The sequence below is a fragment of the Collinsella sp. AM13-34 genome, assembly GCF_003473055.1.
GTDB lineage: Bacteria > Actinomycetota > Coriobacteriia > Coriobacteriales > Coriobacteriaceae > Collinsella.
The window spans coordinates 23,948-46,050 of the sequence record NZ_QRLE01000010.1 but is presented as its reverse complement, the minus strand read 5'-3'; the positions used below and the strand labels follow the sequence as shown (position 1 = coordinate 46,050).

Annotated in this window: 18 protein-coding genes; 12 read left to right on the top strand and 6 right to left on the bottom strand. The window is 59.1% G+C overall.

From position 1 onward, the window contains the following. Positions 1 to 23 precede the first annotated feature (23 nt). Complete coding sequence (locus DW151_RS05675) at positions 24 to 1,514, top strand: ATP-binding protein (protein WP_199579901.1); 1,491 nt, start codon at positions 24 to 26, stop codon at positions 1,512 to 1,514. Positions 1,515 to 1,686: 172 nt separating this feature from the next. Here the strand turns inward: DW151_RS05675 and DW151_RS05670 are convergent, their stop codons facing one another. Both DW151_RS05670 and DW151_RS05665 read right to left on the bottom strand, forming a co-directional pair. After that, positions 1,687 to 2,133 carry a low molecular weight protein-tyrosine-phosphatase gene (locus DW151_RS05670; protein WP_118334833.1) on the bottom strand — a complete coding sequence of 149 codons (447 nt, stop codon included), beginning with the start codon at positions 2,131 to 2,133 and terminating at the stop codon, positions 1,687 to 1,689. Positions 2,134 to 2,192: 59 nt separating this feature from the next. Then, positions 2,193 to 2,942 carry a MurR/RpiR family transcriptional regulator gene (locus tag DW151_RS05665; RefSeq protein WP_158571660.1) on the bottom strand — a complete coding sequence of 250 codons (750 nt, stop codon included), beginning with the start codon at positions 2,940 to 2,942 and terminating at the stop codon, positions 2,193 to 2,195. A 297-nt stretch (positions 2,943 to 3,239) separates the two neighbouring features. Between DW151_RS05665 and DW151_RS05660 the strand changes: the two genes are divergently transcribed. Together DW151_RS05660 and DW151_RS05655 are read left to right on the top strand one after the other, a co-directional pair. Further along, a complete protein-coding gene (locus DW151_RS05660; protein WP_089573127.1) occupies positions 3,240 to 4,565 on the top strand; it encodes a 6-phospho-alpha-glucosidase in 1,326 nt (441 codons plus the stop codon). An 85-nt stretch (positions 4,566 to 4,650) separates the two neighbouring features. After that, positions 4,651 to 6,213: a PTS transporter subunit EIIC gene (locus DW151_RS05655; protein WP_117803927.1), complete on the top strand. Its 1,563-nt coding sequence runs from the start codon at positions 4,651 to 4,653 to the stop codon at positions 6,211 to 6,213. A gap of 192 nt (positions 6,214 to 6,405) precedes the next feature. Here the strand turns inward: DW151_RS05655 and DW151_RS05650 are convergent, their stop codons facing one another. The 4 genes from DW151_RS05650 to DW151_RS05635 form a co-directional block, all read right to left on the bottom strand. Next, positions 6,406 to 7,206, bottom strand: a complete 801-nt coding sequence (locus DW151_RS05650) for a MurR/RpiR family transcriptional regulator (protein ID WP_117716371.1) — start codon at positions 7,204 to 7,206, stop codon at positions 6,406 to 6,408. 77 nt (positions 7,207 to 7,283) lie between these two features. Beyond that, positions 7,284 to 8,864, bottom strand: a complete 1,581-nt coding sequence (locus tag DW151_RS05645) for a PTS transporter subunit EIIC (protein ID WP_118334830.1) — start codon at positions 8,862 to 8,864, stop codon at positions 7,284 to 7,286. Positions 8,865 to 8,888: 24 nt separating this feature from the next. Then, complete coding sequence (locus tag DW151_RS05640; protein WP_118334829.1) at positions 8,889 to 10,214, bottom strand: 6-phospho-alpha-glucosidase; 1,326 nt, start codon at positions 10,212 to 10,214, stop codon at positions 8,889 to 8,891. A gap of 243 nt (positions 10,215 to 10,457) precedes the next feature. Then, the gene (locus tag DW151_RS05635) at positions 10,458 to 11,687 is read right to left on the bottom strand and encodes an MFS transporter (protein WP_233543357.1); all 1,230 of its coding nucleotides are present in this window, start codon (positions 11,685 to 11,687) and stop codon (positions 10,458 to 10,460) included. Positions 11,688 to 11,849: 162 nt separating this feature from the next. Here DW151_RS05635 and idi point away from each other — a divergent pair, with 162 nt between their 5' ends. From idi to DW151_RS05590, 9 genes are all read left to right on the top strand, one after another. Then, a complete protein-coding gene (gene idi, locus DW151_RS05630) occupies positions 11,850 to 12,797 on the top strand; it encodes an isopentenyl-diphosphate Delta-isomerase (protein WP_158571659.1) in 948 nt (315 codons plus the stop codon). Between the two features lie 245 nt (positions 12,798 to 13,042). Continuing rightward, a complete protein-coding gene (locus DW151_RS05625) occupies positions 13,043 to 14,500 on the top strand; it encodes an SLC13 family permease (RefSeq protein WP_199579900.1) in 1,458 nt (485 codons plus the stop codon). A 143-nt stretch (positions 14,501 to 14,643) separates the two neighbouring features. Beyond that, the gene (locus tag DW151_RS05620; RefSeq protein WP_118334826.1) at positions 14,644 to 16,131 is read left to right on the top strand and encodes a UbiD family decarboxylase; all 1,488 of its coding nucleotides are present in this window, start codon (positions 14,644 to 14,646) and stop codon (positions 16,129 to 16,131) included. A 37-nt stretch (positions 16,132 to 16,168) separates the two neighbouring features. Next, the gene (locus DW151_RS05615) at positions 16,169 to 16,747 is read left to right on the top strand and encodes a UbiX family flavin prenyltransferase (RefSeq protein WP_117582985.1); all 579 of its coding nucleotides are present in this window, start codon (positions 16,169 to 16,171) and stop codon (positions 16,745 to 16,747) included. Between the two features lie 91 nt (positions 16,748 to 16,838). Further along, positions 16,839 to 17,708, top strand: a complete 870-nt coding sequence (locus DW151_RS10655; RefSeq protein WP_199579899.1) for a MerR family transcriptional regulator — start codon at positions 16,839 to 16,841, stop codon at positions 17,706 to 17,708. 195 nt (positions 17,709 to 17,903) lie between these two features. Continuing rightward, positions 17,904 to 18,779: a hypothetical protein gene (locus DW151_RS05605; RefSeq protein WP_118334824.1), complete on the top strand. Its 876-nt coding sequence runs from the start codon at positions 17,904 to 17,906 to the stop codon at positions 18,777 to 18,779. A 79-nt stretch (positions 18,780 to 18,858) separates the two neighbouring features. Then, positions 18,859 to 19,752, top strand: a complete 894-nt coding sequence (locus tag DW151_RS05600) for an aldose 1-epimerase family protein (RefSeq protein WP_118334823.1) — start codon at positions 18,859 to 18,861, stop codon at positions 19,750 to 19,752. Between the two features lie 257 nt (positions 19,753 to 20,009). After that, complete coding sequence (locus DW151_RS05595) at positions 20,010 to 20,936, top strand: transporter substrate-binding domain-containing protein (protein ID WP_118334821.1); 927 nt, start codon at positions 20,010 to 20,012, stop codon at positions 20,934 to 20,936. A 9-nt stretch (positions 20,937 to 20,945) separates the two neighbouring features. After that, positions 20,946 to 22,094, top strand: coding sequence for an amino acid ABC transporter permease (locus tag DW151_RS05590; RefSeq protein ID WP_118334819.1), 1,149 nt, complete (start codon positions 20,946 to 20,948; stop codon positions 22,092 to 22,094). Positions 22,095 to 22,103: the final 9 nt, after the last annotated feature.

Genomic DNA, 22,103 nt, shown 5'->3' with positions numbered 1-22,103 from the left:
CCCATGCTTAGGCGCACGCGTCGTTGTTCTATGCGCGAGTAAGCTCAAATTTCTGCATTTCATCAAATTTCGGTACTAAAAATCTCTGCATTTCATCGATAATAGTCGATATAAATATCTGCATTTCATTTATCGAGGCGATGGGAGAGCTTATGTTGCGCAGGAAAATCGCTGATGAGCTTGATTGTTGGCAGAGATCCATTGAACGAAAGGCGTTGTTCGTCACGGGTTCTCGCCAAATCGGTAAGAGCTACTCGATTCGCGAGTTCGGTAAGTCAAACTACGCAACCTATATCGAGCTCAATCTCGCGGAAAATCGCCAGGCAAAAGATGCTCTTCTCGAGGCACGGGATGCCGACGATTTCATCAGCAGGGTGACGCTTCTCTCGGGAAAGCCGATAGCACCGGGCAAAACGCTCGTGTTTATCGATGAGGTCCAAGAGGCCCCCGACATCATGACGATGGCAAAGTTCCTTGTTGAGGACGGGAGGTGCCGCTGGGCGTTTTCGGGGTCAATGCTCGGGACCCAGTTCAAGGGCGTTAGGTCCTATCCCGTGGGATATGTTCACGAGCTTAGGATGTTCCCGCTCGATTTTGAGGAGTTTTGCTGGGCGATCGGGGTGAGCGAGGGAGCTCGCCAAACGATACGCGACGCGTGTATCAGCGAGAAGCCCATTCCTGATTACATTCACGACGCGATGATGGCAAACTTCAGGACCTATACCGTTGTCGGTGGAATGCCAGAGGTCGTGCAGCGTTTCCTTGACACGCGGGGCGACCTTGCCTCTGTTCGTCAGCTACAGTCAGAGCTCAACGAACAGTACCGGCGGGATATCTCCAAGTATGCAAGCGGGCGAGCCCTTCAGGTGCAGAGCATTTACGATCAGCTCCCTATTATGCTCGAGGGCGAAAACAAACGCTTCGTGCTCAATTCCATTGACCCCAAGGCGCATTACGACAAGTACCAGCGAGATTTTGTCTGGCTTGTCGATGCCGGCGTTGCTCTCAAGGCGGATATCGTAACCGAGCCAAAGTCGCCCCTGCTCAAGACGGCACGGCCATCGCAGTTCAAGCTATACCAATCGGATACGGGCATGTTGATGGCGCGCTACCCCGTTGGCGTCGCCCAGGCGGCGTATCTTGATAGCAAGGAACCCAATCTGGGCGGTATTTACGAAAACGTGGTGGCCCAGCAGCTGGCTGCCCAAAATCGCCAGCTTTACTACTATCAGACAAAGAAGCGCGGCGAAGTGGACTTTGTGGTCGACGGACCGGATGGAACAGCTGTTCCGATCGAGGTTAAATCGGGTTCCTATTACCACGCGCACGCCGCGCTCGGCCATGTGCTTGATACGGCCGAATATGGTGTAAGGCTCGGGATTGTTTTCTCGAGAGGCAACGTTGAACGCAGCGGAGCTGTTCTTTATTTGCCGCTATATGCGACCTGGGCCCTTTCGGATGTTTTGGGTGACTCCTGTGCCGAGGGGATAAAGCTGGAGGTCAAGCCGGTCTAGGGACAGTCCCCGACGCGACAAAGGGATAGTGCCTTTGTCGCATCCGCTATCCGAGATAATGAGCGTGGATTTTCTCCCGTCTAGAGCGCACTTGAATGCTCAAAGTGGGAGAAAATCCACGCTCGATCTGTATGCCGATGACGCGGCTCGCGAGGTTCGTGCCTCCGCGAACCTACAGCTGCTCGAGCATAGCGGCGCAACTGGCGAGCACGTCGCGGTAGGTGGCATCGAAGTTGCCGGTGTACCAGGGATCGGCCACGTCGCCGGGGCGCTCGGTCCAATCGAGCAAGCGCGTAATCTTGCCGTCGGGGTCGTCGCCGAAGATGCGACGCAGACCGCGCGCGTTCTCAGCATCCATATAAACAATGTGATCCCAGTTGCCATACTCCGCGCGCCGCACCTGACGTGCGCGATGTGCGACGACGGGAATCCCGACTTCGCGCAGCTTGGCAACGGTACCGTGGTGCGGCGGGTTGCCGATCTCCTCGGTCGAAGTCGCGGCGGAATCGATGACAAACTCGCCCGCGCGCCCAGCGCGGTGCACGAGCTCGGCAAACACCGACTCAGCCATCGTCGAGCGACAGATGTTCCCATGGCAGATAAACAGTACACGTTGCATGCGCGGTTCCTTTCATATAGAGGGCTGCTAAGGAGTCGAAGCCGGGCGCATGCCAAGTTTTATTTCTTGGCCAGTTTGAAGTAGCGCTCAAATATCAATTCGAAAACGTAATAGAACATCAATCGACTGTCGAGGTCCATACTGCCCAAGCGGATTTCTTTTTGCACGGTGTAGATAGGGTAGTCGGCTAGTTTCGAGAGAGAATTTCGAGAAAAGCCGGTGAGCGTGACGACCTTGCATCCGCGTGTTTTGGCTATCGATGTGGCGTCAATAGACACCTGCGTCTCGCCGCTTACGGAAACGCTGAAGACCAGGTCGTTTTTGCCGAGGAGCTCTGCGTAATGCCTCATGACGTGGCGTTCACTGAGCGTATCGGTGTTCTTGCCCATTATTTTGAGCTTTTCAGCCATCTCGAGGCACGGGTATTTCGAAAAGCCCGAGCAGAAGAACACGATATGCGAGGCGTCCTGGATAAGACTCACAACCGAATCGATGACCCGGTCGTTAAGCAGATCTTTGGTCTGTACGAGCTGGGTATCAAGAGGAAGCGTCTCGATAGTGAATCGATTGCGGTCGAGCGAGGCGGAATACGATTGTTTGAGCTCCGTAAACCCCGAGAAGCCAAGCTTGTGGGCAAGCCTGACGATTGTATTGGGAGCGACGAAGAACCGTTCAGCAACGCTCTTAAGCGTGACATCGTCAATATCATCACGCAGCTCGATGATGTAGCGCATGATCTCGCTTTCGAGATCGTTGAGCTTGCTCTCGCCAGCTCGCACATGATCATAAAAAGATTCTTGATCTTTCATAAGATGTTTCAGCCCCTCGCACCTCGTCGTACATATGGTACCGCTTTGTGTAGCCAGGTGAGAAATCGGTAATCGGTCAAGATTGCCTATTGCCCATGAACTGGGCAAACGCGCGTGTTTGCCTACACATATCTGTGTCGTGAGCGAAATCATGTGTCCTCGTTCCGCTTTGGCTCGTGCGGGGCTCGCAAATGGCTTCAGGTCGCAAAATGACAATCGAAACGAAGCAAGCCGAGGACAACCGCGGAGCCCAAGGTCTTCGAGAACACCGATCAGCCAACCCTGGAGGGACGGAACATGAAGGATAAGCTCAATATTGTGATCGTTGGCGGCGGCTCTACGTGGTGCCCTGGCATTCTTAAGGCCCTGACCAAGCACATGGACATTCTGCCGCTGAACCGCGTGATGCTTTATGACATCGATGCCGAGCGTCAGCGTCCGATCGGCGAGTTTGGCAAGATCCTCTTCGCCGAGGAGGAGCCCGGTGTGGAGTTTGGTTACACCACCGATAAGGACGAGGCTTACACCGACGTCGACTTTGTGCTCTGCCAGATTCGTACCGGCGGCTACGAGATGCGTAGCAAGGACGAGAAGATTCCGCTGCATATGGGAATCATCGGCCAGGAAACGGTGGGCCCTGGCGGCATGGCTTACGGTATGCGCTCCATGCATGACATGGTTGAGATCGTCAACGACGTTCGCGCTCATAGCCCGGAGGCGTGGATTATCAACTACACCAACCCGGCTGCTATTGTGGCATATGGTCTCGAGCGCGTCCTGCCCGATGAGCATCGCGTCCTCAACATCTGCGACCAGCCTGTCAACCTCATGCGCTCTTACGGTCGCCTGCTCGGTCGCGATATGAGCAAGACGGAGCCCGTGTACTTCGGCCTCAATCACTTCGGTTGGTTCAAGCACATCTACGATGAAGAGGGCCATGACCTCGTCCCGCAGATTAAGGAGTACACGGAGAAGAACGGCTTCCTTCCTGCCGATGCCGAGCAGCGTGACCAGTCCTGGCTTGATACCTACGCCATGGTCAAGGACATGCTCGAGGACTTCCCCGACTATCTGCCCAACACTTATCTGCAGTACTATCTGTATCCCGAGTACAAGGTCGCTCACCTCGACCCCGACTACACTCGCTCCGACGAGGTTATCAACGGTCGTGAAAAGCGCGTGTTCGCCGAGTGCGAGCGTGTTGCCAAAGTCGGCACCGCAAAGAACTCCTCGGTTGTGCAAAACGACGCTCATGGCGATATGATCGTGGAAATCACCTCGGCCATTTATCGCAACACCAACAAGACCTTCATTGTCATCGTGCCCAACAACGGCATTATCGAGGGCATGCCCGATGACGCCATGGTCGAGGTCGCGGCAAGCGTGGGCGCCAATGGCCCGCAGCCCTATGCTGTTGGCAAGATCGGTACCTTCTATCGCGGCCTTATGGAGAACCAGTACGCCTATGAGCGCCTGACTGTTGAGGCTTGGATGGAGGGTTCCTACGAGAAGGCTCTGCAGGCACTCACGCTTAATCGTCTGGTCGGTGACGCAAAGAAGGCCCGCAAAGTGCTCGACAAGCTCATCGAGGCCAATAAGGATTACTGGCCGGAGCTTAAGTAGCTAGTTCCATAGCGCTTGATAACTGTTGTTATGGGGCGTGTGGGCTGTGGAGCTGCACGCCCCGTTTCTTTAAGAGGGGTATCCCATGAACAAAGATGAGCTGCTGGCAAAGTTCCAGCGCCTGGGCAAAGTCCTCATGACGCCTGTCTTGATCCTGCCAATCGCCGGCATCCTTCAGGGCTTTGGCAATGCCTTTACCAGCCCCACCCTTACGGCAGCTGTTCCCTGGCTTGCTGCTCCGGGCTTTGCGATCTTCTTTTCGATTCTCAAGGCCGCTGCCAGCATCGTTATGAACAACATCCCGGTTATCTTCTCGATTTGTCTCGCCTATGGCTTCGCCAAGTCCGAGAAGGCTACCGCGGCGCTTTGTGGCTTTTTGGGCTACATGTGCATGAATTCCGTGATGGGCACGTTCCTTACGGCGACTGGCGTCATCGATCCCGCGAATCTTACGACGGGCCAGAGCACGATCCTCGGCATCACCACGCTCGACACTGGCGTTATCGGCGGTCTTCTGGTGGGCGCAATCGTCGCATGGTTGCATAACCGTTACTACAAGATTGAGCTGCCTGCCGTGTTCTCCATCTTCAACGGCACGCGCTTTATCCCAGCGGTGACGCTGCTCTCATGCAGCATCCTCGCATTGGTCATGTCCTTTGTTTTCCCGTTTATTCAGAACGCTCTCGGTGCGCTGTCCGAGTTCATCAAGACTACGGGTGCCTTTGGTGCATTTGTCTACGGCGCCGGCGAGCGCATGCTCCTGCCTTTTGGCCTGCATCACTTTGTCTATTTGCCGTTCTTCTTCACGTCGCTCGGTGGCGTCGAGACCATCGACGGCCAGACTGTTCAGGGCGCTATCAATATCTACAACGCGATCCTGGGCTCTCCCAGCACGCCGTTTAACATCGAGGTCAGCCGTTTTGTCATGAACGGCAAGGTTATCTTCGCCATGTTCGGCCTGCCTGGCGCTGCACTCGCCTTCTACAAGACGGCGCTTCCCAAGAACAAGAAGAAGACCGCAGCACTCATGATCGCCATCGTGGTGCCTTGCATCCTCTCCGGCATTACCGAGCCGCTCGAGTACTCCTTCCTGTTTATCGCGCCCATCCTCTACGTGTTCCACGCTCTTATGGCTGGTCTTGCTTATGCGCTGACCTATATCCTGCAGTTCAACGTGGCTGGCTCCGCGTCCTTCGGCGGCCCGCTCTTGTCGTTGATCTTTAACGGCATTATGGGTGCAGCCAAGGGCTCCAACTGGCAGGTTATCCTGTTCCTCGGCCCCATCTACTTCGTGGTGTACTACTTCGTCTTCAAGTTCATCATTCTTAAGAAGGACCTTAAGACCCCTGGCCGCGAGGAAGAGTCCGACGATGAAGCCGAAAAGGCTCCCAAGACCGTGATTAGCGACCTCATTCCCGCCATCGTTGAGGCAGTGGGCGGCGACAACAATATTAAGTCTGTCGAGGCCTGCTTCACCCGTCTGCGCATCCAGCTCAATGACTGTGACAAGGTGGTTGATGACGCCGAGTTTACCGAAAAGCTCGAAGCGCGTGGCATCGTGCACGTCAACGGCGGCGTGCAGATTGTCTACGGCAACATGGCATCTAACTACGCAACTCAGATGCGCGAGCTACTGGGTATGGAGTAAACGACTCAAACACACAATCAAGATTAATACAGGTTGGCGTCCGATTCTTCAATCGGGCGCCAACCTGTGCTGTTTTGGGGTGAATGGGCAAGTACATGACGTGCCCGTTGCTCTCTTTTGGCGCTGCCTATCGTGTATTCGGACGCCTTGCGACGGTGAGGTGCGTTCTTTTCGGTTCTAGCGTGTTTGCGGCTAGCGCTGCGCCCGAAGTCGATTTGCACAGCTGATATACAGAGCGTTAACCGCGCTTTGTAGGCTCATGCCCTCAACCAAGGCGGTCGAGTACTCGCTGAGTGACTCCGCGCTCACGGGTAGCAAGAGCTCGCGCGCCCCGTTGTTATCGAATGCCATGTTGCTCGATATCCAAATAACGCGGCAACCTCGCCGCTTGGCCTCAACGTAAAGATTGAAGATATGGCTCGTCTTCCCTGAGAACGATACAAAGATGGCTAGATCGTCGGGTTGGAGCAGACAGAGCGACGTTTCCTGTCCCTTGACGGAGCCAAATGAGAAGCACAGTCGGTTTACGCGGCTCAGCTTTTCGCAGAGTGAGCGGGCGGCGAGATTGGAGAATGAGCTTCCGTATACGTAGACATTTTGCGCATCGAGAAGCCAGTCAACGGCCTGCTCGAGTCGATCCTCGGTGAGCAGACGTTTTGTTTCAAGCAAAGAGGTCTCTACGATATCGAAATACCAGGGTATATCGATTTGCTTATGCGCCCTTGCCTCGGTTGTCTCGCGCTGGAGCCAAGCGTTGAAGTCGTCAACTTGCTCTTTGAACGATCGAAAGCTCGAGCCGTTTACGCGCCTGCAGAAGCGCGAGATGGTCGCGGGCGATGTATTGCACGCGCGGGCAAGTTCTTCTATTGAGAGCTCTGGGATCTCGTCGTGATGGGAAAGGGCATAGAGTGCGATGTGGGCGTCAAGGCTGCCGCCCTTCTCGACGTCTTCGATACAAGACCTGAGGTTCGAATAGACCTCGTACATCGACATTCAAATCACTCCAAACAATAATGCCCCGGAGCGGATATGCCATCTCCGGAGCATTGTGGTGAAGCTGTGGGACGGATTTATTCCATGCCCAAGTATTCTCTCATTTCGACTTTGTAGACAGAAGCTTTATTGCCGTAAACGATCTGAACACCGCCGCCAACGTGCACGATGGCGCTGGCGCCGAGGTCTTTGGTGAAGACACTATCGTCCTTGACCAGGGCGGTGTCTTTGAGGCTGAGCCTCAGGCGAGTGAAGCAGGCGTTGACACCCGAGATGTTATCGGCGCCGCCCACGGCTTCCACGATCTGCGGGATGAGCTCGCTTACCTGGACAGGTGCTTTGGAGTCGATGGCCGACATGTCATCCGCTGCCTGCGTGTCATCATCCTCGCGGCCCGGGGTTTTGAGGTCAAATTTCTTGATAAAGGTGCGGAACAGCACGTAATAGATCCCGAAGTAAGCGATGCCGAGCGGAATGAGCCAGAACCAGTTGGAGCCCTTATCGGCGTTCATGATGCCGTTGAAGATCCACGAGAGGAGCGGTCCGCCGAAGGCGGAAGGCCCGGGCACATTGAACTGTACCAGGTAGGTGAGTACATACGCGATGCCGCACAGCAGGGCGTGGACCACATAGAGTACGGGCGCTACAAAGAGGAAGGAGTACTCGAGCGGTTCGGTTATGCCCATGATGGCGGCCGGGATAACGGCGGCGATCATGAGGGAGCCGACCTTCTTCTTATTCTCGGGACGGGCACAGTGGTAGATGGCGAGCGCCGCCGCGGGCAGGCCGCACATGGCGAACAGCACCTTGCCGTTCATGACGTATTTTGAGATGTCGATGTCGTACATCATGCCGGGCGTGTTGAGCATGGCGTTGTAGATGTTGACAGCACCCTCGACGGTCTGGCCGTCAACCTGGATGCTACCGCCCAAAGAAGTGAAGAAAAACGGCAGGTAGATGAAATGATGCAGGCCGAAGGGCAGAAGCATGCGCTCGGAGAAGCCATAGATGAACGCGCCAAACACCCCGGTGGAATCGATGAGTGTCGAGGCGGCCTTTAGGCCGGTTTGCACAAACGGAAACACGAAGGCGAGCGCAACGCCCACTAGGCTTGCGAAAACGACGGTGAGGGCGGGGACGCAGCGTGTGCCGTTGAAGATACCGAGCACCGGCGGAAGCTGCACCTTATAGAATCGGTTGTGGATCCACGCGACTACCAAGCCGATGATGATGCCGCCGAATACGCCGGTGTCGAGTGTGGTTACGCCCAGGATGGCGTTCTGACCGGTCTGCAGGTTGGCGGGATCGATGGTGCCCAGCAGGATAAGCAGCTGACCCATGATCGTGTTCATGGTCATGTAGCCGATGAAGCCTGAGAGTGCGGCGGTCGCCTTCTCGGCCTTGGCGTAACCGTAAGCGATGCAGATCGCAAAGAGAACCGAGATGTTACCATTGATAACGTTGCCGGCTGCTTTGATGAGCGTGCTAAAGATCACCATCGGCTCGGTGCCCAAAAACGGGCAGAGCGAGATGAGGTTAGCATTGGAAAGGGCGGAGCCCAGGCCGACCAAAATGCCGGAAACGGGCAGGAGGAGGACCGGCGCCATGAGCACCTTGCCGAGTCTCTGGAACTCGCTGTAGAGCTTGCTTTCTTTCATGATGTTCCTTCGATGCGCGGGGAGTTAGGACAGGGTCGGCCAATAATCGCCGTTCGCTTCGATCAGGTCGTCGAGGATTTGGCGCGCGACGGTAGTCGAAGGGACGGTCTTGTTGATTGCGATGGCTTCGAGCGCCTTCTGGTAGGAATGCTCGTAATATGCGTCGACGGCGAGCTTCTCACTGGCATTCTGCTCTTCGATAAGCCCCTTGTAGAAGGTGGGGATAGCAGGCTGGCTGATGGGTTCGGGGCCCCAAGAGCGCAGGTAGGCAGGGACCTCGACCATGGCGTCGTCGGGCAGATTGGGGATGGCGCCATTATTCTCGACGATTACGAGATAACGTTCGCACTTGTTGTAGGCGATAGAGGCGGCTGCGTCGACGATAAAGTCGCCAAAGACCGTGAAGCTCTGTACGGGGCTCTTGTAATTGGCGGGATCTGCCAGGTACTTGTCGTGCTCGGCAAACATCTCCTTCTCGCGTCCGTTGATGACGTTGTCGGCGCGCGTCCAGTTGGGGTCCATGTCATCTGCCATGTCTTTGGAGTACAGGTAGTACTGCAGGTAGCTGTTGGGCAGATACTCGGGATAGTCCTTCACAATCTTGACGTATTGACCCCAGGTGTGCATCCAGTCCTTGTCCTTGTGATGCTTGTCGCTCACGGCCATGCCGTGCTCGAGAATCATCTGACGGAGCTCCGGCAGACGATCGCGCCCCTCCTTGTCGTAAATTTTGGTAAACCAGCCAAAGTGATTGAGTCCAAAATACATGGGGTCGATATCGCGCCAGCTGGGAAGTCCGAGCATCTTAGAGTACGAGAGCAAGATAGCCGTGGGCATATCGCAGATGTTAAGGATATGGTCGTTGCCAAACTCGCGACGTGTGGCCTCGGCGACAACTGCGGCGGGGTTGGAATAGTTGAGGATCCAGGCGTCTGGACTATATTTCTTGGCGTAGCGTACGAGGTCGAAGACGCCGGGGATGGACCTGATGCCATAGGAGATCGAACCGCCGGCGCCGCAGGTTTCCTGTCCCACGCAACCGTACTTGAGAGGGATGCGCTCGTCCTGGCGACGCATCTGAAGGCCACCCTGGCGGATTTGCGCGAAGACGAAGTCGACATCGGTGAATGCCTTTTCGGGATCGGTCGTCACGACAACTTCGATGTCAGGAGCTTCCTGCTCGATGAACTGCTTCATGATGTCGTAGACGAGATGCATGCGCTTCTCGTCGATGTCGTACAGGGCGAGTTTGCGCAGCGGTAATTCGTTTTTCTTCTGCAATAGGCTCTGGATGATGCCGGGAGTGTGGGTGCTGCCGGCCCCGGCGATTACAACTGCTTTCTTGTCCATGTGGTAAACCCCTTTCGTGTGGATTGACCATTTCAGACTACGAAAGCTTTACCTGCGATTCTATCGATTTTCAGATTGCGAAAAACGATAGCGATAATCTTAACAGGATGCGTTTTGCGTGGTTAAATAGCGCCGGGAAAGATGCTGAACTGGGCGGCAGACGACGTGTTGCATGGCTGCAGGAGCGAGCGCCAGGCGGTCAAAAGATGGTGGGCGGTGCTGCGGCTTTTGGCTGCAATTGCGCTACCCGCGGTGGCGCTCCCAACGTGCCAGCTTAATCGTCACCAGCGTAAGCGCCCAGGCCACAAGCGAGAACGCGGCGCCCACGGCGCCCACGTGTGCAATGCCAATGCTGCTCACCACGGCTCCGCCTACCGCGGTGCCAAACGAGATGCCGACGTTAAACGCCATGGGCTCAACCGAACTTGCGAGTACCATCGACTTGGGATGGCGGCTGCGTGCCACGTCCATAAAGTGCGTGATGCACGACACCGAGAACAGGTACATGAGCAGCGCCAAGCTAAAGACAAAGACCAGCGCGAGCGGCATGGTGCCGCCCACGGCAAACAGCCCGAGCAGCGCCGCAGCCTGCAGCACAAACGTCACAAGCAGTGCCTTCATGCCAAAACGTGCGTCGATCCATCCGCCCAGGATGTTCGAGATCAGGCAGAACACGCCGTAGGCCATAAGCGTGGTGCTGGCTTCTACCGTGCCCATACCCAGCACTTGCTCAAGATAAGGCGTCACGTAGCCGTAGAATACGTAGACCGACCCCACGCCAAACAAAAAGATGAGCATGCCGGTGATGATGCTCGGCTCGCGTAGAAGCCCCGCCTGCTCGCGAAAGGTGGCAGGCTCGTCGGTTTGCCCAGCGCGCGGCATAAACGCCACGAGCGCTCCGCAGATCAGAACGGCAAAGGTCAGCGTGCCGTACATGGCCACGTGCCAATCGAGCGTGTCGGCCACAAACTTGCCGATCGAAGTGACAAAGACCATTGCCACGGAAAACGCACCGTACACGACCGAGATGGCAAGCGAGGTTTGCTGCGGGGACAGCAGCTCGGGGATGTACGTCACACCCACGGCGAGCAGCGCACCCGAGACAGAGCCCAGGACAATGCGCGAGATAAACAGTACCTGGAAGTTGGGCGCCAACGCCATGACCAGGTTGCCGAGCACAAAGACGATGCTATAGCACACGAGCAGCTGGTAGCGGCGAAAACGCCCCGTGCTGAGCGCGAGCACCGGCGTCGCGATGGCGTAGACGAGCGCGAACACGCTGATGAGCTGGCCCGCAGTGGCAAGCGAGATGCCGAGCTCCGTTGCCAAGTCGCTCTCGATACCGATGACCACGAACTCGGAGCAGCCGAGCGAGAATCCCAACAGCACGAGCAGCGCCAGGCAGAGCTTGGTGCGCGCGGGGGAGAGCGCGGCGGCGGTTGATTTACTTTTAGACGTGGTTGCGGCGGTCAAGGTTGTCACTCCAATGTCGCATGAATAAGCGGGATTCAATCCCTGCAACTCTAGCAGAATGTGTCAGGTGCCTGCCCCCCTTTGTCGCAGGCTGCGCTTGCCTGTATAGTCGCAATACAGGCGAAGATGGTCTCAGGCACATCGCGGGTGACAGGAGATCCCATGGGTATGCACACGATAAAGATTGCGGTGGGCGAGGGCAAGTTTGCGCTCGAGGCCCAGCTGACGGTGACGCCGCGGGGCATGGCGGTGTACGCTTGCTCGCCCGAGTTCGCGCACCTGGGCGCCACGGCGCAGGCCATTCCGCGCCCTGAGCCCGGTCGCACGGCGACCGTGAGCATCCTGGCCGTTCCGTGCCATCGAGACGAGATCCCGGCGCACGATATCGCGGCGGCGCTGGCCACGCGCTTTGGCGTGCCGGTAGTTGCAAGCACGGGTTTTCATGTTGAACAGGCGAGCGGGGACGACCTGCAGCGCGTGCTCGACACCACCAAAGAGCTCATCGCCGCGCTCGAGGAGGCCGCAGCCCGCATTCTGCGCGCCGGCTGGGATGAGGGCGGCGCAGGTGCCGAGGTCGTGGCGGTCGATGCCGCGACCGGCGAGGTGCTCGGCCACGTCGACCGCATCGAGGCCCATACCGGCGAGGGCATCCTGCATCAGGCATTTCTGACGCTTTTAGTCGAGGGCCGGGGCGAAGACGCGCGTCTGCTGCTCTGTCGCCGTAGTCCGCTCAAGCGCCTGTGGGGCGGGGTGCTGGCCGATAGCTGCGCCGGCCATCCGCTCCCCGGGGAAGACGTCGCGGCCGCCACGGCGCGCCGCATCAACGAAGAGCTTGGCATTACGCGCGATCCCGATCAGCTCAAGCACCTCGGACACGTGGTGTACCGTGAGGACCACGGCGACGGCCGCTGCGAGTGCGAATGGTGCGAGGTGTTCGCAGCCCATGTTGAGCCGGGCGAGCTATGCATCAACCAAGAGGAGATCTCGGAGGTGCGCCGCGTGGCCCCGTCCGAGCTCGACGGCTACCTGCAGGGTCGCCCCGAGCAGCTGGCCCCCTGGCTTCGCGAGGCCCTCAGCGACCCATCCATCCGTACGGCCCTCGCTATGTAACAAAGGTACAGCCCCTTTGCCATATCCAAACCGTCACAACATTCGATGAAAATCTCGAAAGCGAGGAAAAGCGTCGAATGATGTGATGGTTTTTGTCCAGGGGATCGCTTCTCATCCAAAAAATCCCGCTTGACTGTATTGCAACAACACAGCGCAACGTAGGGAGTGTCCAATAACGGGCACTCCCTTTTGCTGTAGCGGCACACGCCGCGGCGCCGGGTGCCCCCAACAAGAAAGGTGGGGAGATGGAAGCGGAAAAGAAGGCGTTTAAGATCACCAAGCGCGAAATTGGCTTTGTGCTGGGTATCGTTGTCTTTTTGCTGGTGAAGTTTCTTCCTTTGGCGGAGCTGAGCTCGACGGTCGAGCTCACGGTCGGCGCCCAGACCTGTCTGGCGTTGACGCTCGCCACGGTGGTGTTCTGGGCGTGTGGCGTGGCACAGCCGGGCTTTGTGGGCCTGCTCTACTGCGCGCTGCTCGTTCTGTTCAAGGTGTGCGTGGACGACACGGGCGCCGCGAGCATCTCGGCGACGGTCGCCTCCACGTTTAGCTCGTGGACCAAAGCCACCATGTGGCTCGTCATCGGCGCCTACCTCATCGCCAGCGCGGTCAAGGAGTCGGGCCTGGGCGAGCGCATCGCCTATGCGTTTATGCTCAAGTTCGTGCGCGATGCCAAGTCGCTCATCATCTCGATCTTCGCGCTCACCTTTGTGCTGTCGCTGCTGATCCCGCACCCGTTCCCCCGCGCCTTCCTCATCCTCGCCGTCGTCTCGGTCATCGCCGAGTCCGCCGGCTACGGTGACGACGACCGCGGCAAGCTCGGCTTCCTCGTGTTTGCCGCTGCCGCCCCGGGCTCTATGTTCTTCCTGACGGGCGACTCCACACTCAACCCGCTCGTTGCGCAGTACAGTGCCGAGGCCGGCGGCATGAGCCCGTCCTTTGTCGACTGGTTCCTGTACATGAGCGTGCCCATGCTGGTCGCGCTGCTGTGCGCCCTGTTCCTAGGCCTCTTCCTCTTTAAGCCCAGCAAGGAGCTCGTTTACGATCGCGAGCAGATCGTGGCCAAGCAGGCCGCGCTCGGCAAGCTCTCCGTCAAGGAGATTCGCACCATCGTGTGGCTTGTCATCGCCATCGCGCTGTGGCTTACCGTCTCGGGCGATTACATCGGCTGGGTGACACTTGCCATCGGTGTCGCGCTCGCCATGCCCATCATCGGCGAGGTTCTCACTCCTGCCAGCTGGAACGCTGTCGACATCAAGTCCCTCATGTTCCTGACGGCCGCCATGGCCGTGGGTTCCGTGGGCGGCGCCACCGGCATGAACGCCTGGATCGCCGACGTCGTACTCCCCAGCTCCGTGCCCGAGAACATCTTCCTGTTCGCCCTGCTTGTCGCCGCGCTCTCCATGGTCATCCACATGTTCATGGGCTCGGTCATGGCCGTGCTCGGCGTGTGCGTGCCGGCGTTCATCAGCTTCGCGGCCGGCTCCAGCGTGAGCCCGCTCGCCGTGGCGCTCATCGTCTTTACGTCCATCAACATCCACTACATCCTGCCGTTCCATAACCTGCCGATCCTTATCGGCGAGGGCAAGGACGCTGGCGGCTACACCTCCAAAGAGGCTATGCGCATGGGCATTCCCCTCACTGCGGTCGTCTTTATCGTCGTGCTGGTCGAGGCCGCCTGGTTCCACCTCTTTGGCCTGATGTAAACGGTTGAGCGCTTGGGCTGTAAGCAGCCGAGTGCTCGAACTGCGAGTGGCCGAGCGCCTCATCTATGAGCGCCGCGGCCCCACTACGTTACCCAGCCCGGCGGCACTCCCGCCGCCGGGCACTCTCCCGAAAGGAGTACGCTATGTCCACCACCGATGCTTCCCAGATCCACGACCTGCGCTCCGCGCTCGACTTTTTGCGCGAGATGCCGGGCCAGCTGCTCGAGACCGACACCCAGGTCGACCCGGACGCCGAGGTCTCGGGCGTCTATCGCCACGTCGGTGCCGGCGGTACCGTTATGCGTCCGACCAAAGAGGGTCCGGCGATGGTCTTCAACAACGTCAAGGGCTTTGACGATGCCAAGGTCTGCATCGGCATGCTTGCCAGCCGCAAGCGCGTTGCCGCCCTGCTCGACCTGGACGAGGAGCACCTAGGCCTCGAGATCGGCAAGCGCTTCGAGAACCTGATCGCGCCCAAGCAGATCGCCGAGGGCGCGCACATCGACTGCCAGGAGGTTGTGTACAAGGCGACCGACGAGGGCTTTGACCTGCGCAAGATCGTCCCCGCTCCCACCAACACGCCCGTCGACGGCGGCCCCTACATCACCATGGGCCTCGCCTACGGCACGAGCCCCGACGGCTCCCAGTCCGACGTGACCATCCACCGCTTCTCCTGTGTCGACAAGGACAAGCTCGCCATGTGGATCACCCCGGGCAGCCGTCACCTTGGCGCCTTTTTTGACGAGTACTGCCAGCGCGGCGAGGACATGCCCATCTCCATCTCCATCGGCTTGGACCCCGCCGTGTACATGTGCTGCGGCTTCGAGGCTCCCACCACGCCGCTCGGCTTTAACGAGCTGCAGATCGCCGGCGCCCTGCGCGGCCACGCCGTCGAGCTTGCCGACTGCATCACCGTTCCGCAGAAGTGCATCGCCAATGCCGAGTACGTGCTCGAGGGCTACCTCATGCACGACGAGACCATCAACGAGGACGTCAACGGCCACGGCTATGCCATGCCCGAGTTCCCTGGCTACACCGGTGGCGCCAAGGTCTGCCCGGTGATCAAGATCACCGCCGTCACCACACGCGTCAATCCCATCATGGAGAGCTGCATCGGCCCTTCGCACGAGCACGTGTCCATGGCGGGCATCCCCACCGAGGCTTCCATCTACAAGATGGTCGAGACCGCTATTCCGGGCCGCCTGCTCAACGTTCACGCCGCCCCCTGCGGCGGCGGCAAGTTCGTTGCCATCATGCAGTTCAAGAAGTCGAGCAAAAATGACGAGGGCCGTCAGCGCAACGCCGCCATGCTCGCCTTCTCGGCATTCTCCGAGCTCAAGCATGTGATCCTGGTTGACGAAGACGTTGACATCTTCGACATGAGCGACGTGATGTGGGCCATGACCACGCGCTTCCAGGCCGACGTGGACCTCATCACCATCCCCGGCTGCCACTGTCACGTGCTCGACCCGTCCAACGACCCCGCGTTCGATCCTTCGATCCGCGAGCACGGCATCGCCTGCAAGGCCATCTTCGACTGCACGGTTCCGTTCGACCTCAAGAAGAACTTCATCCGCTCGCAGTTCATGGAGATCGACCGTGACAAGTGGGCCGCGGAGCTCGCTTTCTAGTAAGTAACCCTGCCGAGTAACTAAGTAAGGAGTTGTCATGCCTGAGTCTTCTGTCCGTCCCCGTCGCATTGTCGTTGGCGTATCTGGTGCCAGCGGCGCTGCGCTGGGCCTCGAGTGTCTCAAATGCCTGCGCCAGGCCGGCGCCGAATCGGCGCTTGTCGTCACGCGCGGGGGAGAGATCACCATCGAGCAGGAGCTCGGCATGACGCTCGACGAGTTTGCCACGCATGCCGATGTGGTCTACGACAACAAGAACATCGGCGCTGCCATCGCAAGCGGCACCTATCCGGTCGACGGCATGATCGTGGCGCCCTGCTCCATGAAGACGCTCGCCGGCATTGCGAGCGGTTACAGCGAAAACCTGTTGCTGCGTGCGGCCGACGTGCAGATGAAAGAGCAACGCCGCCTGGTACTCATGGTGCGCGAGACGCCCTTCAGTGCGATCCATGTCGATAACATGGCGCGCTTGGCGCGCGTACCGGGCGTCATGCTCATGCCGCCCATGCTCACGTTTTACAACGGCCCCGCCACGCTCGACGATGCGGTGCATCACATCGCCGCCAAGGCGCTCGAGGCCGTCGGCGTGTCATGTGCAAACTATAAGCGCTGGTCATAGGCGCTTTTAGGGTAGGATACGAGGAGTGTTTGAACCCGCTGCCCCTGTGGGCGGCGGGCTTTTCGCGTCAAAGGATGTGTCGGGAGGACCTATGCAGACGGGTATGTATGCGATTAGCGAGATGGCGAGCTTGTTTAACGTTTCGCGCCAAACGCTCATCTACTACGACAAGATCGGCCTGTTTAAGCCCGCCGTGGTTAACGAAAAAGGCTACCGTTTCTATTCGCCCACGCAGATCCCGCTCATGCGTCTGATCTGCATGCTGCGCGACCTAGGGCTCGAACTCGACGAGATTGACCGCCTGACCTCGACGTTCGACATTGGCGAGATGACCGATCACCTGCGCTCGCGGGTTCAGGCGCTCGATGGGCAGATTGCCGGGCTCAAAGCCGAGCGTGCGAGCGTGCAGGAGCGACTGAGCTTTTACGACGAGGCGGTTTACTGGCGCGAGCGCGAGGGCAAACCGGAGCTCAAGCAGTTCGAGCGCCGCTTCGTGGTCTTTGAGGAGTTCCCGGCCGATATCGAGCGCGGCCGTTCGATGCTGCACCCCACGCTCATGCGCGCGATTCTGCGCATGCGTGCGCTCACGGGCACGCGTCCCATGCGCGGCTGGGGCGCCATGCTGCGTCGCGAGGCGCTGCATTCCGACGACCCCATCGCCGGTGCCGGCTCCTTTGCCGTGCTGCCGCGCGGTGCCGGGGAGCTGCTGCCGAGCGATCCTGCCGAGCTGGCAGAGATTGGCGTCGAGGTGTTGCCCGAGGGCACATACCTGTGCATGAGCCGCTGGGGCATGCCGTACGAACCCGAGGGCATTCGTGCCATCGTGGCCCGCATGGACGAGCACGCACTCCAGCCCATCGGCGATGCCTTCGATTTTTGCTACCTCGATACCACCAGCTACGACGAGTCCCACCAAGAGGACTTCTGCTGCATCCAAATCCCCGTAGCCCTCCAGATGTGACAAGAGGACAGTCCCTTTGTCACATTCGCGGCATGGCTGCCGCCCAAACCGTCACAACATTCGATGAAAATCTCGAAAACGAGGAAAAGCGTCGAATGTTGTGATGGTTTTCCTATCTGTGCCGGCGAGCCGCCGTGCCGTCTGGGGGTATAAGGCTAGCAAGTGTTTATTTGCGAGGCCAAGGGGGCGCCCCGTATGGATATCGATAGCTTTGAATGGTGGTACAGCGAGGGCGAGGCTCCGGATGAGGTGTGGGACGAGCCCTTGCCAAGTGATGAGTTGAGCGACGGGACCGATGTGGACTCCGATGCTGGCGATGCGCTTGACTCGGATGCCGATTCCGACCCCGCCGAACCCCTAACCTTTGAACAGGCTTGGGCCCAGGCCGAGGCCGACGAGGCAAAGGCCGATGCCACGGCCACGCTGGGTGAGCCAGCCGACATGTCCATCTCGCCGGCAAAGACCCCGCAGCCGCGCCACACCATCGACCCCGACAGCACGGCATCCTTCAGCATACTCGACGTGCCCGCGCAGGGTGCCCAGGCGCCCGCCCCCACGCGTCGCCCCAACCTGGCTCGCGAGGAAGACGCGGTCCGCCGCTCACCGCTCGGCCCCATCCTCATCGCCTTCATGGCCGGCGTCATCGCTTGCTCGGCGATCGGAAATGTCTGGAGCCACGTGGAGCAACAGCGCAAAGACGCCGCCAAGGTCGAGATGTCTGTCGAGCAATCGCTCAGCCGCACGCGCTCGGTGCATGTGTCGGTCGAGGTTAAGGACGGCGCGACGTGGGATACCGCGCGCGGCGATAGCCAAATGCTCGTCCATATTGTGGGCCGCACGCTCAGGGGACAAGCAATCGACGAGTATCAATACGTCAATTCCGAAGGTGACGGTATCGAGCTCAAGCCCGGCGACTACGAGCTCACGGTTGATGAGCCGCCCGTCGCCACCGACGGCACGCGTTACCGCGCCTCAAAGCGCATGGTTCCCGTGAGCTTTAACTCGCAGGCGCCCGATACGGTCGACAGCACGCCGCAGGGCGGGTTCGACCTTTACGCAATCGTTCAATAACTGTGCCTGTCGCTTCTCCTTGCCGTCAAGAGTGGGACAATAGCCCTCGACACTGTTGTTTACTTTTGGAGGAAGTAGCATGTCTACCGTCACTACCATCAAACGCGGCGGCCTTACCGCTGCCATCGATTCCATGGGCGCCCAGCTCACGAGCCTTGCCCTCAACGGCAACGAGTACTTGTGGCAGGGCGACCCCGCCTTTTGGGGCAAGCATGCGCCCATCCTGTTCCCCATTGTGGGCTCGCTGCGCAACAACACGGCAACGTCTGCGGCCGGCACCTGCGAGATGCCGCGCCACGGACTCGCGCGCATCGTCGAGCACAAGCTGGTCGAGGTCTCCGAGGACGGCTCGTCTGTCACCTACGAGATCGCCGACACGCCCGAGTCGCTCAAGGCCTTCCCGTTCCACTTTAAGCTCAACATGACCTATGCTCTGACCGGCGACGCCACGCTCACGCAGACCTTTACCGTCACCAACACCGGCGACGTTGACCTGCCGTTCTCGGTGGGCGGTCACCCCGCATTTAACGTGCCCGCTCCTGGTGCCGAGGACGAGGCATTCGAGGACTACGAGCTGGCATTTACCGAGGCTTGGACCAACGAGGCTCCCATCATCACGCCCGATGGCCTCATGACGTTCGAGGGCAGCTACAAGGCGCCCGATAACTCGGACGTGCTGCCCATCACGCACCGCAGCTTCGATAACGACGCCATCATGTTCACCGATACCCCGGGCTCCACGCTCACGCTGCGCGGTCGCAAGTCGGGCCACGGCGTCAAGATCGACTTTGAGGGCTTTAAGTACATCGGCGTGTGGTCTGCCGCCAACGACGCCCCGTTTGTGGCGCTCGAGCCCTGGACCGGTCACACCACGATGGACACCGAGGACGACGTCTTCGAGCACAAGGTCAACACCATTGCGCTGGCGCCGGGCGAGACGGACGTTCGCAGCTTTAGCGTCACCCTGCTCTAGAGGTTCCGCCGTTCTAGCGAACGGCGGACCGGTCGACGCTACGCGCCGCCCAGAGCGACAATTTGTCATTCAAAAGGCAAGGCATGACCAGAAGGTCTATGCCTTGCTTTTTTATGCCAAGCGGTGCATGGGGGGACAGGCTGCTTTGCGCCAATCGTCCTCGTGTGTCTATTAATTTTTCGCGCACATGCCGCGCTGCTGGTTGCGGGCGTATATCCTGTCTTATTGTCAGTAAGGCAAAATAGGGAAGGCATCAGATGCAACCTCGACTACAGCGCGACGCGCAGGCCCAGCCGGTGTGCAGTCGTCGCATCTTCTTGGGTGGCGCCCTCGCTGCGAGCGCTTCCGTCGTCGCCGGCGCGCTTGCCGGCTGCCAGCGCCCGTCCACGCTCAAGGTGGTTCAGCCCACGACGGGCGGCGGTCGCGACGACCTGTCCGATTCCGTAATCGGCAAAGACAAGATCCGCATCGGCATGGAGGCGGCCTACGCCCCGTACAACTGGCAGGTATCCGAGGCCAGTGAGTACACCATCCCCATCGATAACGTGCAGGGCGCTTATGCCGACGGCTACGACGTGCAGATCGCCAAGATCGTCTGCAAGGCCCTTGGCGGCGAGCCCGTTGCCGTCAAGCAGAGCTTCTCGGGCCTCATCGATTCACTTAACAATGGCCAGATCGACCTCATCATTGCCGGCATGAGCGCCACGCCCGAGCGCGAGGAGTCCGTCGGCTTTTCCGATCCGTACTTTATCGGCTACTTTGGCCTGTTCGTAAAAGAGGGCTCGCCCTACCAAAACGCGACCAAGCTCAGCGACTTTAGCGGCGCCACGGTGCTCGGCCAAAAGGACACGATGCTTGACACCGTCATCGACGAGATCCCGGGCGTCGTCCACAAAAATCCGGTCGATTCGGTGCCCACGGTGTTCTCGAACCTGCTGCAGGGCACTTGTGACGCCGTGACCTACAACACCGAGAACGAGAAGGGCTATATGGCCCAAAACCCGGGTATCGTCCCCGTTCATTTTGCCGAGGGCGAGGGCTTTAAGCAGGAGGTCACGACAAACGTCGGCTGCCGCAAGGGCTCGGACAAGCTGCTCAAACTTATCAATAAGACGCTCAAGGGCGTTAGCCAAGAGGAACGCGACCAGATGTGGGACGCGTGCCTCGACCGTCAGCCGGCATAGGGAGGCAGCATGAAAGCTATCAATCGTCTGGCCTCCTTTATCAAGGCCGACCACCGTTATGTGTATCTAGGCACGAGCGCCATCGCGGCGCTCGGTCTGGCGTTTAGTCAGCGCAACCCCACGCCGCTGAGCTTCTTGGCGCCCACGGGTGTGTTCCAGGACTGCCTCTGGGCGATTCTGTGGGCTTGGATTGTCGTATCGGCGGCAGCGCTCGTCACCAAGCTCATGCATTGGAATGACTATCGCCAAAAGTCGCCGTTCGCATCTGAGCGCTTCCGTCGTAGCGCGCGCCTGGGCAGCTATGTCGTGGTTGCCATCGCGGCGATCTTCTTTATCGACCGTTGCGTCATGTCGTTTATCGACTTGGTGCAGGTGAGCATTGTCTCGGACTCCAATCCCAGCGACTTTCTGTCGAGCTTGGTCTACATGACCTACAAGAGCAGCGACTTCTTTATCCGCGGCATCGAGATCACCATCGCGCTTGCCACCTTCGGCACGGTCATCGCCTTCTTTTTGGCGCTGCTCTTTGTGTTCTTGCGCACCCAGACCTTCGACCGCGTCGACAACGACTTGGTGCGTTTCTTTAAGAGCATTGGCCGAGGCTTTGCGACCGTCTATTCCACCGTCGTGCGCGGCACGCCCATGATGGTCCAGGGCTTGCTCATCTATTACGCGGGCTTTACCGTTCTGCGCAGCATGGGCTTCGAGACCGCCCAGGCCAACCAGATCTGGAGTACCTTTACCGCGGGCCTCGTCACCATCTCGCTCAACTCTACTGCCTACATGATGGAGGTCCTGCGCGGCGGCATCGAGTCGATCGACCCCGGTCAGGCCGAGGCGGCGCGCTCGCTGGGTCTGTCGCAGTGGCAGGCCATGCGCAAAGTCGTGTTTCCCCAGGGCATTAAAAACGCGATCCCGGCGCTCACCAACGAGCTCATCATCAACATCAAGGACTCGTCGGTGCTCTCGGTCATCGGCGTGTTCGACCTCATGTACGCCACCACCACCGTCGCCGGCGTGTACTACCGCCAGATGGAGGTCTACTGCGTAGCGCTCGTGGTCTACCTGATCCTGACGTTCGTGGCAGGCCGCCTGCTCGAGGCCTTTGGTCGCCGTCTGGGTGCCGAGGCGCCCCAGACGCTGCCGAGCTCTAATTAGGAGGAGCAA

What these genes read in the sequence shown, in the direction of transcription:
- DW151_RS05670 (WP_118334833.1), bottom strand. Translation starts at nt 2,133, where the DNA reads ATGCAACGTGTACTGTTTATCTGCCATGGGAACATCTGTCGCTCGACG.
- DW151_RS05665 (WP_158571660.1), bottom strand. Translation starts at nt 2,942, where the DNA reads ATGAAAGATCAAGAATCTTTTTATGATCATGTGCGAGCTGGCGAGAGC.
- DW151_RS05660 (WP_089573127.1), top strand. Translation starts at nt 3,240, where the DNA reads ATGAAGGATAAGCTCAATATTGTGATCGTTGGCGGCGGCTCTACGTGG.
- DW151_RS05655 (WP_117803927.1), top strand. Translation starts at nt 4,651, where the DNA reads ATGAACAAAGATGAGCTGCTGGCAAAGTTCCAGCGCCTGGGCAAAGTC.
- DW151_RS05650 (WP_117716371.1), bottom strand. Translation starts at nt 7,206, where the DNA reads ATGTCGATGTACGAGGTCTATTCGAACCTCAGGTCTTGTATCGAAGAC.
- DW151_RS05645 (WP_118334830.1), bottom strand. Translation starts at nt 8,864, where the DNA reads ATGAAAGAAAGCAAGCTCTACAGCGAGTTCCAGAGACTCGGCAAGGTG.
- DW151_RS05640 (WP_118334829.1), bottom strand. Translation starts at nt 10,214, where the DNA reads ATGGACAAGAAAGCAGTTGTAATCGCCGGGGCCGGCAGCACCCACACT.
- idi (WP_158571659.1), top strand. Translation starts at nt 11,850, where the DNA reads ATGGGTATGCACACGATAAAGATTGCGGTGGGCGAGGGCAAGTTTGCG.
- DW151_RS05625 (WP_199579900.1), top strand. Translation starts at nt 13,043, where the DNA reads ATGGAAGCGGAAAAGAAGGCGTTTAAGATCACCAAGCGCGAAATTGGC.
- DW151_RS05620 (WP_118334826.1), top strand. Translation starts at nt 14,644, where the DNA reads ATGTCCACCACCGATGCTTCCCAGATCCACGACCTGCGCTCCGCGCTC.
- DW151_RS05615 (WP_117582985.1), top strand. Translation starts at nt 16,169, where the DNA reads ATGCCTGAGTCTTCTGTCCGTCCCCGTCGCATTGTCGTTGGCGTATCT.
- DW151_RS10655 (WP_199579899.1), top strand. Translation starts at nt 16,839, where the DNA reads ATGCAGACGGGTATGTATGCGATTAGCGAGATGGCGAGCTTGTTTAAC.
- DW151_RS05605 (WP_118334824.1), top strand. Translation starts at nt 17,904, where the DNA reads ATGGATATCGATAGCTTTGAATGGTGGTACAGCGAGGGCGAGGCTCCG.
- DW151_RS05600 (WP_118334823.1), top strand. Translation starts at nt 18,859, where the DNA reads ATGTCTACCGTCACTACCATCAAACGCGGCGGCCTTACCGCTGCCATC.
- DW151_RS05595 (WP_118334821.1), top strand. Translation starts at nt 20,010, where the DNA reads ATGCAACCTCGACTACAGCGCGACGCGCAGGCCCAGCCGGTGTGCAGT.
- DW151_RS05590 (WP_118334819.1), top strand. Translation starts at nt 20,946, where the DNA reads ATGAAAGCTATCAATCGTCTGGCCTCCTTTATCAAGGCCGACCACCGT.